16 protein-coding genes and 1 tRNA gene are annotated in these 15,877 nt (G+C 62.1%); 7 read left to right on the forward strand and 10 right to left on the reverse strand.

What is annotated here, in order from left to right; genetic code table 11:
• The first annotated feature begins 197 nt into the window (after positions 1 to 197).
• Positions 198 to 1,583: a GABA permease gene (gene gabP, locus M1D87_RS01465; protein WP_013970487.1), complete on the forward strand. Its 1,386-nt coding sequence runs from the start codon at positions 198 to 200 to the stop codon at positions 1,581 to 1,583.
• 181 nt (positions 1,584 to 1,764) lie between these two features.
• Here the strand turns inward: gabP and M1D87_RS01470 are convergent, their stop codons facing one another.
• The 8 genes from M1D87_RS01470 to M1D87_RS01505 all read right to left on the reverse strand — a co-directional run bounded on the left by M1D87_RS01470 (position 1,765) and on the right by M1D87_RS01505 (position 8,346).
• Positions 1,765 to 2,208, reverse strand: coding sequence for a hypothetical protein (locus M1D87_RS01470; protein ID WP_013970488.1), 444 nt, complete (start codon positions 2,206 to 2,208; stop codon positions 1,765 to 1,767).
• Positions 2,209 to 2,267: 59 nt separating this feature from the next.
• The gene (gene ppk2, locus M1D87_RS01475; protein ID WP_232880989.1) at positions 2,268 to 3,248 is read right to left on the reverse strand and encodes a polyphosphate kinase 2; all 981 of its coding nucleotides are present in this window, start codon (positions 3,246 to 3,248) and stop codon (positions 2,268 to 2,270) included.
• Between the two features lie 249 nt (positions 3,249 to 3,497).
• Positions 3,498 to 3,662, reverse strand: a complete 165-nt coding sequence (locus tag M1D87_RS01480; protein ID WP_172827546.1) for a hypothetical protein — start codon at positions 3,660 to 3,662, stop codon at positions 3,498 to 3,500.
• A gap of 3 nt (positions 3,663 to 3,665) precedes the next feature.
• Entirely contained in the window at positions 3,666 to 4,388 is a 723-nt protein-coding gene (locus M1D87_RS01485; RefSeq protein ID WP_123085403.1) for a zeta toxin family protein, read from the reverse strand.
• Positions 4,389 to 4,600: 212 nt separating this feature from the next.
• Positions 4,601 to 4,676: transfer RNA gene (locus M1D87_RS01490), tRNA-Phe, on the reverse strand.
• A gap of 90 nt (positions 4,677 to 4,766) precedes the next feature.
• Complete coding sequence (locus tag M1D87_RS01495; RefSeq protein WP_003257478.1) at positions 4,767 to 5,039, reverse strand: oxidative damage protection protein; 273 nt, start codon at positions 5,037 to 5,039, stop codon at positions 4,767 to 4,769.
• A complete protein-coding gene (gene mutY, locus M1D87_RS01500) occupies positions 5,036 to 6,103 on the reverse strand; it encodes an A/G-specific adenine glycosylase (RefSeq protein ID WP_013970490.1) in 1,068 nt (355 codons plus the stop codon). The genes M1D87_RS01495 and mutY overlap by 4 nt, the downstream gene beginning before the upstream one ends.
• Positions 6,100 to 8,346 carry an AsmA family protein gene (locus M1D87_RS01505; RefSeq protein WP_232880988.1) on the reverse strand — a complete coding sequence of 749 codons (2,247 nt, stop codon included), beginning with the start codon at positions 8,344 to 8,346 and terminating at the stop codon, positions 6,100 to 6,102. The genes mutY and M1D87_RS01505 overlap by 4 nt, the downstream gene beginning before the upstream one ends.
• A 387-nt stretch (positions 8,347 to 8,733) precedes the next feature.
• Here M1D87_RS01505 and M1D87_RS01510 point away from each other — a divergent pair, with 387 nt between their 5' ends.
• The 6 genes from M1D87_RS01510 to hisF all read left to right on the forward strand — a co-directional run bounded on the left by M1D87_RS01510 (position 8,734) and on the right by hisF (position 13,674).
• Positions 8,734 to 10,395: an OFA family MFS transporter gene (locus M1D87_RS01510; RefSeq protein WP_015268635.1), complete on the forward strand. Its 1,662-nt coding sequence runs from the start codon at positions 8,734 to 8,736 to the stop codon at positions 10,393 to 10,395.
• Between the two features lie 239 nt (positions 10,396 to 10,634).
• Positions 10,635 to 11,228, forward strand: coding sequence for an imidazoleglycerol-phosphate dehydratase HisB (hisB, locus tag M1D87_RS01515; protein ID WP_003255736.1), 594 nt, complete (start codon positions 10,635 to 10,637; stop codon positions 11,226 to 11,228).
• Positions 11,229 to 11,867, forward strand: coding sequence for an imidazole glycerol phosphate synthase subunit HisH (hisH, locus tag M1D87_RS01520; protein WP_013970493.1), 639 nt, complete (start codon positions 11,229 to 11,231; stop codon positions 11,865 to 11,867).
• Positions 11,868 to 12,128, forward strand: coding sequence for a DUF2164 domain-containing protein (locus M1D87_RS01525; RefSeq protein ID WP_039613185.1), 261 nt, complete (start codon positions 11,868 to 11,870; stop codon positions 12,126 to 12,128).
• Positions 12,129 to 12,155: 27 nt separating this feature from the next.
• A complete protein-coding gene (gene hisA, locus M1D87_RS01530; RefSeq protein ID WP_003257484.1) occupies positions 12,156 to 12,893 on the forward strand; it encodes a 1-(5-phosphoribosyl)-5-[(5-phosphoribosylamino)methylideneamino]imidazole-4-carboxamide isomerase in 738 nt (245 codons plus the stop codon).
• Between the two features lie 10 nt (positions 12,894 to 12,903).
• Positions 12,904 to 13,674, forward strand: coding sequence for an imidazole glycerol phosphate synthase subunit HisF (gene hisF, locus M1D87_RS01535; protein WP_013970495.1), 771 nt, complete (start codon positions 12,904 to 12,906; stop codon positions 13,672 to 13,674).
• A 120-nt stretch (positions 13,675 to 13,794) separates the two neighbouring features.
• On the opposite strand, the gene choV is transcribed toward hisF, so the two are convergent.
• Both choV and choW read right to left on the reverse strand, forming a co-directional pair.
• The gene (choV, locus tag M1D87_RS01540) at positions 13,795 to 14,973 is read right to left on the reverse strand and encodes a choline ABC transporter ATP-binding protein (RefSeq protein WP_003257485.1); all 1,179 of its coding nucleotides are present in this window, start codon (positions 14,971 to 14,973) and stop codon (positions 13,795 to 13,797) included.
• On the reverse strand, positions 14,970 to 15,818 hold the full coding sequence (choW, locus tag M1D87_RS01545; protein ID WP_169774667.1) for a choline ABC transporter permease subunit: 849 nt from the start codon (positions 15,816 to 15,818) through the stop codon (positions 14,970 to 14,972). The genes choV and choW overlap by 4 nt, the downstream gene beginning before the upstream one ends.
• Positions 15,819 to 15,877: the final 59 nt, after the last annotated feature.

Consider the following 15,877-nt stretch of genomic DNA (forward strand, 5'->3'; position numbering starts at 1 on the left):
GTCTTTCGGTCAGCCGTTGGCCGAAAGCCCTCCAAACCGCATGCTAAAAGGGCTACCGACTTTTCTGACGAATGCATTCAGCACATGGCGCGCTTATTGCCAGTAGGAAACCGCCGATTGCAGCGACGCCCAGGTCAACCCCAGGCGCGCTCCGTAACCGCAGTCGGAGTGGTCCACTCCTTACAAAGGTAGTTTCAATGAGCGGTAACAATTCCAATGACCTCGCTCAGGGGCTCAAACAACGGCATGTGACCATGCTGTCCATCGCTGGCGTCATCGGTGCCGGCCTTTTCGTTGGCTCCGGCCACGCCATCGCTGCTGCCGGCCCTGCCGTGCTGCTGGCTTACGCTGCCGCCGGTACGCTGGTCGTGCTGGTCATGCGCATGCTGGGTGAAATGGCTGTCGCCTCGCCTGACACCGGTTCTTTCTCTACATATGCCGACCGCGCCATCGGGCGCTGGGCCGGTTTCACCATTGGCTGGCTGTACTGGTGGTTCTGGGTACTGGTAATTCCGCTGGAGGCCAACGCCGCCGCGGCCATCCTGCATGCCTGGTTCCCTGCGGTCGACCTGTGGGCGTTCTCCCTGGTCATCACCTTGGCGCTGACCCTGACCAACCTGTGCAGCGTGAAGAACTACGGCGAGTTCGAGTTCTGGTTCGCTCTGCTGAAGGTGCTGGCGATCATCGGCTTCATCGCTGTGGGTTGTGCTGCCTTGTTCGGCTTTGTGCCGAGCAGCCAGGTAAGCGGTGCCAGCCACCTGTTCGACACCCAGGGCTTCATGCCTAACGGCCTGGGCGCGGTGCTGGCAGCCATGCTGACCACCATGTTCTCGTTCATGGGTACCGAAATCGTTACCATCGCCGCTGCCGAGTCGAAGGACCCGGGCAAGCAGATCAGCCGCGCCACCAACTCGGTGATCTGGCGTATCTGCCTGTTCTACCTGGTGTCGATCTTCCTGGTCGTAGCCCTGGTACCGTGGAACGACCCGGCCCTGGCCGAGACCGGTTCCTACCAGACCGTGCTGAGCCGCATCGGCGTGCCGAATGCCAAGCTGATTGTCGACATCGTCGTGCTGATCGCCGTGACCAGCTGCCTGAACTCGGCGCTGTACACCTCGTCTCGCATGCTGTTCTCGCTGAGCAAGCGTGGTGACGCCCCGGCCATTGCCCAGCGCACCACCAAGTCGGCTACCCCGCATGTGGCGGTTCTGCTGTCTACTGCAGCGGCGTTCCTCTGTGTGTTCGCCAACTTCGTGGCCCCGGCCCAGGTGTTCGAGTTCCTGCTGGCCAGCTCTGGTGCCATTGCGCTGCTGGTGTACCTGGTGATTGCCGTATCGCAGCTGCGCATGCGCGCCCAGCGTGAGGCCCGCGGCGAGAAGATCACCTTCAAGATGTGGCTGTTCCCGGGCCTTACCTGGGCGACCATTGCCTTCATCATTGCCATTCTGGTGGTAATGGCGCTGCGTGAGGACCACCGCGCCGAAATCATCGCGACCGCGCTGCTGAGCATTGGTGTGGTGGCGGCTGGCTTGCTGGTGCACCGCAAGCGTGAAGCTGCCGGGCGGGTGGCGCTGGATAACTGATCCGCGCTGGCTGAAATGAAAAGGCCGCGTCCTGTGAAGGGCGCGGCCTTTTTTGTTGCCTGTTCCGGCTCTTTCGCGGGCTTGCCCGCTCCCACAGGGACGGCATTGCCTTTGGGCCTGGGGTGTACCTGTAAGGAGGCGGCTTGCCGGCGATAGGGCCCGGTCAGGCTACACAGCCCTGTCAGCCAAATTGCTTCTGCTGCTGTTGCTGCTTGGCAACCAGCTCCGAAGCCGCCACGTAGGCGGCCTGGAACTCATCGCTCTCCAGCCAGGCCATGGTGGCTTCTTCGTCGGCCCCATCCAGCCATTTGCGGTAGGCGTTGAACACCAGCACGATGTAATCGGTGGCGTGCTCTTCCTTGTGCCCCTTGAGCACCAAGGCCAGCAGCGGGTCTACCAGGAACACCGAAATCATCGGTACCAAGCCGCCTTCCTGGGCTTCCTTCATCTTCTTGAACAGCGGGTCGTAGCTGCCCGACTCCATGGCCTTGTTGTACACCTGCTCGATGCTGGCGCTGTCGCCAGCACTGGCCTTGACCGCCTGGCCGCTGCGTACCATGCGGTTCTGCTTGGCCTTGCTGGCGGCGCGCTTGGCGCGTTTCTGTTGCTTGGTTGGGGTGGCCATGGGGTGAATCCTTGGTGGGGCGGAAATTGCGCGTATTGAAGCGCAGCAGGCACGCCGATTCAACTGGCCTGCGGCTCTGCCTCATCTTCCTCGAAGCCGTGGGACGCTCGCCCGACCAGCAGCGCATCCGGCGCATGCGCCACGCTGCGGTCCTTGCCCGGGTAGTCCAGCGAATGCAGGAAGTGCCGGATGCAATTGATCCGCGCACGCTTCTTGTCATCGGACTTGATCACCGTCCAAGGTGCATCGGCCGTGTCGGTATGGAAGAACATCGCCTCCTTGGCTGCGGTGTAGTCCTCCCACTTGTCCAGCGACTTGATGTCGATGGGGGACAGCTTCCAGTGTTTGAGCGGGTCGTCCCGGCGCGAGATGAAGCGGCGCAGCTGCTCTTCGCGGTTCACCGAAAACCAGTACTTGAACAGCAGGATGCCGCTGTTGCACAGCATGCGCTCCAACTCCGGCGCCTGGCGCATGAACTCCAGGTACTGCAATGGCGAGCAGAAATCCATCACCTTCTCGACACCGGCGCGGTTGTACCAGGAGCGATCGAAGAACACCATTTCACCTGCCGTGGGCAGATGCTGGATGTAGCGCTGGAAGTACCACTGGCCTTTTTCCTGCTCGGAAGGCTTCTCCAGGGCCACGATGCGCGCGCCGCGTGGGTTGAGGTGCTCCATGAAACGCTTGATGGTGCCGCCCTTGCCTGCCGCATCGCGCCCTTCGAACAGGATCACCACGCGCTGGCCGGTTTCCTTCACCCAGCTCTGTACCTTCAGCAACTCGATCTGCAGCGCATGCTTGGCCTTCTCGTAGTCCTGGCGACGCATGCGGGTGCGGTACGGGTAGCTGGTGGGCAAGCGGGCCGAGGTGCTCTCTTCGTTGCTGCCCTTGGGGGCGGTGGCGACTTCCAGTGCAGCAGGTTGCCGGCTGATGCTGGTGATCGTCGGCTCCGGCTTGCGCTGGCGTGGGCGGCGCGTGCGGGCTGGGGTGATGGCGGGCTCGCTGGGGGCGGGGAGCAGGAGGGGGGATTCTTCGCTCATGGAGGTCCTTGCGAGGTCAGGTCGAATGTCCACCTGGCATCTTAAGGATGAGCGATTGATGGCTTTTTGATGCTGGTCAACTCAGGTTGCCTGAATGGGCCATTTCTGCCTGCGGTTCATTGGTCTGGAGACGGAGGAAGAGGGGTGAAAGCAAGGGGTATGAAGGCTAGCGGAAAATGGTGTGCTTCAAAGGGCCCTTTATGGGCCCTTGCAGGGTTGATGCAGTCCAGCGGCCATTGAGAACAGGCCTTACGCAGATTTGGCAGCAGCCTCGAGCATGACTGCTTTCTGGCGTTTTGTGGCTTCAACGAGCACGGTGTTATATACGCGTTTCTTCTCGTCGGACTTGGCATTGCGAATGAACTCCGCGAAGGGGCTTTTTACCTTCTCGGGTGTGGACTTGAAGAGGCTCATGCTTCACTCCTGGGGGTTCTCAAGCGTCGCCTTCAGTTGTTCGCGGGTGAAGCGCTCGGGAATGTGGTAGTCGATTTTGTCAACGCCTGCCTTGTAAAGGCGGTTCGAGTTATCAATGTGCTTCAACAGTAGGTCAACGTGGACCTCTTTGCCATACTCTAGCTTAAGGGTATTCACCACGTCACGAGCGGCGAAATACTGTTCGACGAAATGGTCGACCAGAATCCGTCGTCCTTCAGCTTGCTCCCGGGCCTTCACGAACTCCCATGCTAACTGCGGATTCTGATAGACGTAGAGAATCTGAACGTAGCGCCCCTTCTGTAGCGAGCGATCAATGTTGCGCCGTGCTACATCCAGGTTGGCCAGCGTCCCGTCAAGCAGGAACGACTGGTGCTGTTTCAGGGCGAAATCCAGAATTTTTTCTACCACGATGGAGACCGCGCCCTGGAAGAGGTAGGCGTTTCCGCCTTGGTAGTCGGCAAACTCACTGCGCAGCTCATCAGGATCAATCCGAAGGATTGGCTGATCGGAGAACAGGTTCAGAAGCTCAATGGAAGCCTCTGTCTTGCCTGCGCCGGGTGAGCCAGACATGAAAACCGACACTGGCTCCTGCTCGGCCGGGTACCGATCGGTACAGGTGAGTTTTCTGGCGATCGCTTTCTTATTGGCTTTTGCAAATGCTATGGCGCAGTTCCACAGCTGCTGTTCTTCTACCGTAAAAACCATTTGCCTCTCCTTTCAAGCGGGCCGCTTGGGGGAAGAGTCTCGGCGTGAGTGGTAACCGAGTCCAGCGCCTTGTCATGACGGTATGTTGCGGTGGGGGTATGCTTGGGCGGATAGGCGGAGCGGGCAGAAAACCACAGACAACAAAAAACCCGCACTAGGCGGGTTTCTTGTTGTCGCTTCGGGTAACTTTGCAACCACCAGAAGCTTGAAGGTGGTGCCCAGAGACGGAGTCGAACCGCCGACACGAGGATTTTCAATCCTCTGCTCTACCGACTGAGCTATCTGGGCGACGAGGTGAATTAAATAGACTTTCAGACCGCTCGTCAACGACTTTTTGAAAAAATTTTAAATTAATTCCGTCGCTTACGTTCCGTGTGGTCATTCCGAGGGTGGAACGTAGCCTTCCGCCTGGGCGTATTCTTCGCCGGCGAAAAACTTGTCCATCTCGCCCTGGAGGAATTTGCGGTCCTCGGCGTTCATCATGTTCAGGCGCTTTTCGTTGATCAGCATGGTCTGGTGCTTCTGCCAGTCAGCCCAGGCTTTCTGCGAGATGTGTTCGAAGATGTCCTGGCCCTTGGCGCCTGGGTAGGGCGGGCGCTCCAGGCCTGGCAGTTCTTCTTTGTACTTGCGGCACATCACGGTGCGGGTCATCGGGCGTCTCCTGCAATCAGTTCGTCGGCCGCGCGTTTGAGCAGCTTTTTCACCGGGGCGGCGAGGCCCAGGCGCGGCGGGGTGGCGAGGTTATACCAGAGCCAGTCGGCCTCGGCCACGTGCTGGCCGACCGGGTCGACGCGCACCAGCCAGGGCTCGATCGCCAGCTGGAAGTGGCTGAAGGTATGGGTCAGGCCGTCCATGGCGCGGCTGTCAGCCAGGCGCAGGCCGTGCTGGTAGGCCAGGTCATCGAGCTGGGCAATGTCGTCCAGTTCCGGCAGGCTCCACAAACCACCCCACAGGCCGCTGGACGGACGGCGGTAAAGCAGGATGGCGCCTTCGTGGTTGGCCAGCAGCGGCATCAGCGTGCGGCGCTGCGGCAGTGCCTTGCGCGGCTTGGGCTCGGGGTAGCGGGTTTCTTCACCGTGCAGGTGCGCTTCGCAGCCGCGCTGCAGCGGGCAGATCAGGCAGCTGGGCTTGCTGCGGGTGCACAGCGTGGCACCCATGTCCATCATCGCCTGGGTGTAGTGGTTGGCGCGCTGCTGTGGGGTAAAGCGTTCGGCCGTGGCCCACAGCTGGTTGGCCACCTTGGGTTCGCCGGGGTAGCCGGCCTGGGCGGTGTAGCGGGCCAGCACGCGCTTGACGTTGCCGTCGAGGATCGGTGCGCGGATGCCCATGCTGATGCTGGCGATGGCGCCGGCGGTGGAGCGGCCGATGCCAGGCAGCTCGGTGAGCTGCTCGACACTGCGCGGGAATTCGCCGCCATGCTGTTCGACCACGATCTTCGCGGCCTTTTGCAGGTTGCGTGCCCGGGTGTAGTAACCCAGGCCTGTCCACAGGTGCAGCACTTCGTCCTCCGGCGCCTCGGCAAGGGCCTGCACGGTCGGCAGGGCCTGCATGAAGCGGTCGAAGTAGTTGAGTACGGTGCTGACCTGGGTCTGCTGCAACATGATTTCCGACACCCACACCCGGTACGGGTTGATGCCCTGTTGCCAGGGCAGGTCGTGCCGACCGTGTTCGTCATACCAATCCAGCACTGCGCTGGAGAACTGCTCGGGGCTCATCGCTTGAACAGCCCCTTGAGCGCGTCTTTCAATTCCGGGCTCACTTTGTCTCCGAGTTTTTCATCGATCTTGTCTTGCAGACGATTGCCGGCCACCTTGGCGGCAACCTTGCCCAGGCCGTCCTGGTCCAGGCGGCAGGCTTTGGCGCCCAGCTCCAGCGGGCCGCGGCAACGCAGCGGTATTTCGACACCGACATAGCGTTCGTTGACCTGGCAGGCCGGGTCCGGCATGGCGCGCTGGTCGCCTTCGACGACCACGCCAACGTTGTAATCCATGCCCAGTACACGCAGGTCGAGGTCACCATGGCCATTGACGGTCAGGCCCGGAATGCGCGCCTTGAGGTCCGGGTTGTTGGCGACGCCATTGCGTACTACCAGGCTGCCACGCAGTTCCTGGAACGGGGTGTCCTTGCCACGCGGCTCGCCGCTGAGCGACTTGCGGTTCAGCGTGGCGATGGCCTTGCACAGTTGCTGTTCCAGATTGGCATTGACCAGCACGCCATCGTTGATGACGAAGTTGGCGTTGCCGTTGAGGGTGTCGACCAGGGCCTTCTGGCTGTTGCCGGTGGCGGTCAGGTCGCTGGTCAGGGTCAGCAGGCCTTTGACCGGTGGCGTCTGTTCCTTGCCCTCGGTCTTGATGAAGTGTTCCACCGGCACCCGCTGGATGCTGGTGTTGACGCCCAGTTGCGGCACGGCAGGGCGCACATCGACGGTGCCTTTGGCCTCGAAGGTGCCGTTGTACAGCTCACCGCGCAGGGTTTGCAGGGTCAGCAGGCCGCCCTGGCCAATGGCCTTGAGCTGGGCGTCCTCAATCGGCAGTTTGTCCAGGGTCAGCGAGCCGAAGGCCAGGTCGGCCTGTAGGTCGAGGGCGCGCAGGCGGTCGACCGGCAGCAGCTTGTCGTCGCTCCAGGCGACCTGGGTCGGGGCGTTGGGGAGCGGCGTGGTGCCAGGGCCGGCGACCGCGGTGGCTTCCTGTTGCTTGACCTCGGCCTGACGCGCGGCGGTGGCGCCTTTGGCCTCTTCACTCTTGGCCGGCAGGTAGCGGTCGGCGTTGAAGGTGTCACCCTTGAGCTGCAGGCGCAGGGCCTGTTTGGCGAAGTCTTCGACGGCCACGCGGCCAGTGAAGGTGCTGTCGTCCAGCTTCACCGCCAGGTCTTCCAGGGCCAGGCTGTTCGGCGTGCCCTGCAGGCGGGTGACCAGTTCCAGCTTGGCGAAGGCCGCCGGGTCGTTGGTGGCCGGCAGCGGGCGGCCGATGCTGTCGAGGAAGGTGCGCAGGTCGAACTGGGCGATGGACAGGCCGCCGCTCAGCTGCGGTGCCTTGTCCAGGTCTCGCAGGTTCAGCTCGCCCAGGGCGCGCAGCTGGTTGGCCGAGACTTTCAGGCCGTTCCACGAGGCGACATTGGCGGCCAGGTCGACCAGCAACTGGCCTTGGGCGGCGAAGGTCACGGTCTTGCCGCCGGTGGGCTCACCCGAGGTTTCGCCCGACAGGCGCATGTCTTCGAAGTTGTAGCGCTTGAGCTTGCGGTCGAAGCGCAGCTCGCCGGCCAGTTCGGTGCGGGCCTTGATGTTCGGCTGGCTGGCGCTGAGGAAAGCGCTGGCCTTGAGCGGAATGTTCGCCCCTTCGTGGACCGGGCCGGTGCTCAGCTGGATGCTTTCGGCGCTGTAGCTCTGGCCGGTCTTGGCATCGGTGTACTGTACGCGGGCGTTGTTCACGGTCAGGCTGTCGATGTCAAGCTTGACGGCGCGTTCGTTGCTGGCGACCGGTGGCGACGCCTGTTCGGCCGGTGCCTGGGCTGGAGCACTGGCCTGCTCATCGGCACTGGCGCCGTTCTGCGCGGGCAGCGGTTTACCGATGTCTTCCCAGTTGCCATGGCCCTCTTCGTCACGGGCCAGGGTCAGGTTCAGGCCCTCGACGCGCACGTCGCTCATCTGCACTTCGCGGCGCAGCAGTGGCAGCACACGTACAGAAAGCCCGAGCATCTGCAGGTCGGCGAACGGCTCCTTGGGTTTGTTCAAGGTGGCGATGCTCGCATCGTGCAACTCCAGGCCCAGCCACGGGAACAGACTCCAGCCTATGTCACCGTTGAGGGTCAGCTCGACGTGAGCCTTGTCACGTGCCAGCTGGCGAATCTCGTCTTTGTAGTCGTTGGGATCGAAGAGGTGGGTCAGGGCGAAGCCCAGCGCCACGATGATCAGCAGCAACCCGAGAAGCCCAAGTCCCAGGATTTTGCCGAACGCTTTCATGGGCGAGTCCTTGTAGTCCGTTTTTGAAATTCAAGCGCCAGAGTATAGCGCCGCAGTGGTTACCCCTGCGTATTCGACTAGAGATACGGGGCATTTCCTACGCGTACAGCAGATGGTACGGCTTTCGACAGCCATGATTTTGTCAGTTCCGAATGTGTGGCCTGTACTGGCCCTATCGCCGGCAAGCCAGCTCCCACAGGGATCCCGCTGTCCCCGAGGTCGGTGGGATCCCTGTGGGAGCTGGCTTGCCGGCGATAGGGCCGGTATAGGCAACATGACCGTTTCAGCCGAGCAAAAATTAACGATATCAGATTGCTTTCACGCTACTTGATACTGCTACCCTTGCGCCGCTTTGCCTGCACCCTCCCTATAAGAAGGATCTGATCCATGAGCAGTACCGTCGCGGCGGGGACCTTGGCCAGTGCGCCAGGCTTCCTGTCGAAGGAGCGCATCATCGCCCGTCCGGGCTTCAACCGCTGGCTGGTCCCACCGGCCGCCCTTGCCATTCATCTGTGCATCGGCATGGCCTATGGTTTCTCGGTGTTCTGGCTGCCGCTGTCGCAAGCCCTAGGCATCACCGCCCCGGTCGCCTGCGCGGCGGACATGGGCTTCATGGCCCGTATGTTCAGCGCCGAATGCGATTGGCCGATTTCCATGCTGAGCTGGATCTACACCCTGTTCTTCGTCTTCCTCGGTTGCTCGGCGGCCGTGCTGGGTGGTTGGCTGGAACACGCCGGCCCGCGCAAGGCTGGCCTGGTGTCGGCGCTGTGCTGGTGCGGTGGCATGCTGATTTCGGCGATTGGCGTGAAAACCCATCAGCTGTGGCTGATGTGGCTGGGTTCCGGCGTAATCGGCGGTATCGGCCTGGGCCTGGGCTACATCTCGCCGGTGTCGACCTTGATCAAGTGGTTCCCGGACAAGCGCGGCATGGCCACCGGCATGGCGATCATGGGCTTCGGTGGCGGGGCCATGGTCGGTGCACCGCTGGCCACCGCGCTGATGGGCCATTTCGGCAATGCGCAGGAAGTGGGCGTGTGGCAGAGCTTCGTCGTCATGGCGGCGATCTACTTCGTGTTCATGACCGCTGGTGCCCTGGCGTATCGCGTACCGCCAACCGGCTGGAAGCCCGAAGGCTGGAGCGCCCCAGTGAAGAAAGCTGGCAACACCATGGTCACCGACCGCCACGTTCACGTCAGCGTGGCCTGGAAGACCCCGCAGTTCGCGCTGATCTGGCTGGTGCTGTGCCTGAACGTGTCGGCGGGTATCGGCATCCTCGGCATGGCTTCGCCGTTGCTGCAGGAAGTGTTCGCCGGCAAGCTGCTGGGCAACGGGCTGAGCTTCAGCGAGCTGAACAGCGCCCAGTTGGCGCAGATTGCCGCGATCGCCGCCGGCTTCACCGGCCTGCTGAGCCTGTTCAACATCGGCGGGCGGTTCTTCTGGGCGTCGTTCTCGGACTACATTGGCCGCAAGAATACCTATTTCGCCTTCTTTGCCTTGGGCGTGGGCTTGTACAGCCTGGTGCCGAACATGGGGCACCTGGGTAACGTGGCGCTGTTCGTGGCGGCGTTCTGCATCATCCTGTCGATGTACGGTGGTGGTTTTGCCACGGTACCGGCCTACCTGGCCGACCTCTTCGGTACGCAGATGGTCGGCGCAATTCATGGCCGCCTGCTGACTGCCTGGGCGGCGGCGGGGGTGCTGGGGCCGGTGCTTATCACCTACCTGCGCGAGTACCAATTGGCGGCCGGGGTGGAGCGTGCGGCTGCTTATGACATGACCCTGTACATCCTCGCCGGCCTGCTGGTGCTGGGCTTTGTCTGCAACATGCTGGTACGACCGGTGGCCGACAAGCACTTCATGAGCGATGCCGAACTGGCTGCCGAGCGAGCTTTGAGCCATGACAAGGGCGCCGATGGGGCGCGCTCGCTGGAGTGGAAAGCGGCGCCGGGTAGCCTGCCGCTGGTGCTGCTGGCCTGGGCAGTGGTGGTGGTGCCGTTGGCCTGGGGCGTTTGGATTACCCTGCAGAAGACGGCTGTGCTGTTCCATTGATTGGGGGCGCTTTGCGCCCCTTTCGCGACACAAGGCCGCTCCCACAGGTGACCCCTGTAGGAGCGGCCTTGTGTCGCGATGGGCTGCAAAGCAGCCCCAAGCCATGCGGTTGTATAGACCTGTAACGGTATCCAGCCTGCGTAATTCCTCGTTCTGCCATATGTCATCCGCGTTTCAAGCCGGCGCGTTCTAGGCCTATAATGAAGCCCTTTTCGCCTAATGATTTTGCGGAGCTGGTGATGGTCGAACGTAAGGCTTCCGTCGAGCGCAATACCCTGGAAACCCAGGTCAAGTGCTCGATCAACCTCGATGGCAGTGGCAAGGCCCGATTCGATATCGGTGTGCCTTTCCTTGAACACATGCTGGACCAGATTGCCCGCCATGGGCTGATCGATCTGGATATCGAGTGCAAGGGTGACACGCATATCGACGATCACCATACCGTCGAAGACGTCGGCATCACCTTGGGCATGGCATTTGCCCAGGCCATCGGTGACAAGAAGGGCATCTTCCGCTACGGCCACGCCTATGTGCCGCTGGACGAAGCGCTGTCGCGCGTGGTCATCGACTTCTCCGGTCGCCCGGGCCTGCAGATGCATGTGCCGTACACCCGCGCCAGCGTCGGCGGCTTCGATGTCGACCTGTTCCAGGAGTTCTTCCAGGGCTTCGTCAACCACGCCCTGGTCACCCTGCACATCGACAACCTGCGTGGCCACAACACCCACCACCAGATCGAGACCGTGTTCAAGGCTTTCGGCCGCGCCCTGCGCATGGCCATTACCCTCGACGAGCGCATGGCCGGGCAGATGCCTTCCACCAAAGGGTGCCTGTAAATGCAGACGGTAGCCGTAATCGACTATGGCATGGGCAACCTGCACTCGGTGGCCAAGGCGCTCGAGCATGTAGGTGCCGGCAAGGTGCTGGTCACCAGTGATGCCACGGTCATCCGCGAAGCCGACCGCGTGGTATTCCCGGGCGTGGGCGCGATTCGCGACTGCATGGCAGAAATCCGCCGCCTGGGCTTCGACAGCCTGGTGCGTGAAGTCAGCCAGGACCGCCCGTTTCTCGGCATCTGCGTGGGTATGCAGGCACTGCTCGACCACAGCGAAGAAAACGACGGTGTCGACTGTATCGGCCTATTCCCCGGCCAGGTTCGCTTCTTCGGCAAAGACCTGCAGGAAGACGGCGAGCACCTGAAGGTGCCGCACATGGGCTGGAACGAAGTCGGCCAGACCAACGACCACCCGCTGTGGCACGACATCCCCGATCGTGCGCGGTTCTACTTCGTGCACAGCTATTACATCAATGCCGGCAAGCCGGCCCAGGTGGTCGGTCGCGGCCATTACGGTGTCGATTTCGCCGCTGCACTGGCCGATGGCTCGCGCTTTGCCGTGCAGTTCCACCCGGAGAAGAGCCATACCCATGGCCTGCAGCTGCTGCAGAACTTCGTCGCCTGGGACGGGCGCTGGTAAATGAGCAGGTCGAAGACCAAGGCCCCGGTCATCACCCTGGCCCCCGAGCAGGAGCGCGAAGCGCTGCACATGCTCAAGCGCTTCCTCGAAGACCGTTTCGAGCTGGAGCTGGGGTCGTTCGAAGTGGCCGAAGTCCTCGAACTGTTCAGCAAAGAAATTGCACCCCTTTACTACAACAGGGCGATTGCCGATGTTCAGCTGCACCTCAAGGAGCGGTTCGAGAGCATCGAAAGCGATCTGTGGGCGCTCGAGAAGCCCTGAAACCCCAAGAACAGACAGGTTCCAAAGATGCTGATTATCCCCGCTATCGATCTGAAGGACGGTGCCTGCGTGCGCCTGCGCCAAGGCCGCATGGAAGACTCCACGGTATTTTCCGACGACCCGGTGAGCATGGCCGCCAAGTGGGTCGAGGGTGGCTGCCGCCGCCTGCACCTGGTCGACCTCAACGGTGCCTTCGAAGGCCAGCCGGTCAATGGTGAAGTGGTCACTGCCATTGCCAAGCGCTACCCGACTTTGCCGATCCAGATCGGCGGCGGTATTCGCTCGCTGGAAACCATCGAGCACTACGTCAAGGCCGGCGTCAGCTACGTGATCATCGGCACCAAGGCGGTCAAGCAGCCGGAATTCGTCGCCGAAGCGTGCAAGGCCTTCCCGGGCAAGGTCATCGTCGGCCTGGACGCCAAGGACGGCTTTGTCGCCACCGACGGCTGGGCTGAAGTGAGCTCGGTTCAGGTCATCGACCTGGCCAAGCGTTTCGAGGCCGATGGCGTCTCGGCGATCGTCTACACCGACATCGCCAAGGACGGCATGATGCAGGGCTGCAACGTGCCGTTCACCAAGGCGCTGGCAGAAGCTACCTCGATCCCGGTGATCGCCTCGGGCGGCATCCACAACCTGGGCGACATCAAGGCCCTGCTGGACGCCAAGGCCCCGGGCATCATCGGCGCCATCACCGGCCGTGCCATCTACGAAGGCACCCTCGATGTCGCCGAGGCCCAGGCCTTCTGCGACAACTACCAAGGCTGAGGACTGAACCATGGCACTGGCCAAGCGCATCATCCCTTGCCTGGACGTGGACAACGGCCGGGTGGTCAAGGGCGTCAAGTTCGAGAACATCCGTGATGCCGGCGACCCGGTGGAAATCGCCCGTCGCTACGACGAGCAAGGTGCCGACGAAATCACCTTCCTCGACATCACTGCCAGCGTCGACGGCCGCGACACTACCCTGCATACCGTCGAGCGCATGGCCAGCCAGGTGTTCATCCCGCTGACCGTGGGCGGTGGCGTGCGCACCGTGCAGGACATCCGCAACCTGCTCAATGCCGGTGCCGACAAGGTCTCGATCAACACGGCCGCGGTGTTCAACCCAGAGTTCGTCGGCGAGGCAGCGGACCGTTTCGGTTCGCAGTGCATCGTTGTCGCCATTGATGCCAAGAAGGTGTCCGGGCCGGGCGAAGAACCACGCTGGGAAATCTTCACCCACGGCGGGCGCAAGCCGACCGGGCTGGATGCCGTTGAATGGGCGAAGAAGATGGAAGGCCTGGGTGCTGGCGAGATCCTGCTGACCAGCATGGATCAGGACGGCATGAAGAACGGCTTCGACCTGGGTGTTACCCGTGCGATCAGTGATGCGCTGGGTATTCCGGTGATTGCCTCGGGCGGTGTGGGTAACCTGCAGCACCTGGCTGACGGCATTCTGGAAGGGCATGCCAGTGCGGTGCTGGCTGCCAGTATCTTCCACTTTGGTGAGTACACGGTGCCGGAAGCCAAGGCCTACATGGCTTCGCGCGGGATCGTCGTTCGCTGACCCATTGTTGGGAGGGCTTTGCCCTCCTTTCGCGACACAAGGCCGCTCCTACAGGGATATGCGTTCCCCTGTAGGAGCGGCCTTGTGTCGCGAAAGGGCCGCAACGCGGCCCCAATGGCATCAACCGTGGTTCTTGCCGAGCAATGCGTGATAAAGCTCGGTATCCCCAAGTATCCCCACCACCTTGTCGTTATCCTGCAACACCAGCTTGTTGCCGGTCTGATAACGAATCTGTAGCGCCTCGCGCATTCCGATATCGGCATTTACCAACGTTGGGCGGCGGCCCAGCAGCTCCACATCCTGCCCTGGTGCCCAGTTCTGCAGGTCAAGCCCGTTCTGCCCCTGGCGTGCGCGCTTGATCGAGCCGCCTTCGCCAAGGTCCAGCCACGAGTCGATGCCGGGGTCCAGGCACACCGAACCGTTCACCCGCTTGCAGTTGTCCAGGCTGCGCATCAGGCTGCGCCCGCACAGCACGTTCAGTGGGTTGGTATGGGCGACAAAGGTACGCACATACTCGTCGGCCGGGTTGAGCACGATCTCTTCCGGCTTGCTGTACTGGATGATCCGCCCGTCCTTCATGATGGCGATGCGGCTACCCAGTTTCAGTGCCTCGTCCAGGTCGTGGCTGACGAACACGATGGTCTTGCTCAGCTTGGCCTGCAGGCCAAGCAACTCGTCCTGCAGGCCCTGGCGGATCAGCGGGTCCAGTGCCGAGAACGGTTCGTCCATCAGCAGGATGTCGGCATCCATCGCCAGCGCCCGGGCCAGGCCCACGCGCTGCTGCATGCCGCCAGACAGTTCGTCCGGCTTCTTGTTGCGCCACTGGGTCAGGCCCACCAGTTCGAGCTTCTCGTCTACCAGCTTGCGCCGTTCCTTCTCGGGGCGGCCCTGCATTTCCAGGCCAAAGCTGATGTTCTCGCGCACCGTCAGCCAAGGCATCAGGGCGAACTTCTGGAACACCATGGCAATGCGCTTGGTGCGCATCATCTTCAGTTCAGCCGGGGTGCAGTGGGCAATATCGATGTGCTTGCCTTCGTGCTCGACGAACAGCTTGCCGCGGCTGACGGTGTTCAGGCCGTTGATGCAGCGCAGCAAACTCGACTTGCCCGAGCCGGACAGGCCCATCAGCACGCAGATCTCGCCCTTCTGGATATCCAGGTTGGCCTTCTCGACACCCACAACCAGGCCGGTCTGCTTGAGAATCTGCTCGCGGGTCTGGCCTTGGTCGAGCAGCGCCAGCGCTTCGCGCGGCTTGTTGGAGAAGATGACGTCGACGTCTTCGAAACGAATGATGCTCATGCTTCACCCCTTACCGGCAGGTCCGGTTGCTTGCAGATACGGTCGAGCATGATCGCCAGCAGCACGATCGCCAGGCCCGCTTCGAAGCCCAGGGAAATATCGGCGGTGTTCAGTGCGTTGACCACAGGTTTGCCCAGGCCGTCAGCGCCGACCAGGGCGGCGATCACCACCATCGATAGCGACAGCATGATGCACTGGGTAACGCCGGCGGCGATGCTTGGCATCGCGTGCGGCAGTTCGATACGGGTGAGCAGCTGGCGCCGTGAGCAGCCAAAGGCCTTGCCGGCATCCATCAGCTCCTGCGGGACGTCGCAGATGCCCAGATAGGTGAGACGGATCGGCGCGGCGATGGCGAACACTACTGTCGAGATCAGCCCCGGCACCACACCCAGGCCGAACAGGGTCAAGGTGGGGATCAGGTAGACGAAGGTAGGTACCGTCTGCATCAGGTCGAGTACGGGGCGCATGGCGGTATAGAACATCGGTTTGTGCGCGGCGACGATGCCCAGTGGCACGCCGATGGCCACGCAAACCACCGTGGCGAAGGTGACCTGCGCCAGGGTTTCCATGGTTTCCTGCCAGTAACCCAGGTTGAGGATCAGCAGGAACGACAGGGCGACGAATGCGGTCAGCGCCCACTTGCGCTGGATGAAATGCGCCAGGGCGGCGAACAGAGCGATGAGCACGAACGGATTGAAGAAAGTCAGGGCACTGGTTACGCCATGGATCATGAACTCCAGGCCTTGCGCGATGGCGTCGAAGTAATTCGCGCCGTTCTGGGTCAGCCACTCGACGAACGACGCGATGTACTGGCCCAGGGGTATTTTCTGATCGATAAGCATGATAGCGAGCTTCCACCTGCATAGATTGAACTCAACCCGGGGCAGGCACGGTCCTGCCCCGA

The organism is Pseudomonas sp. SA233 (genome assembly GCF_054792385.1).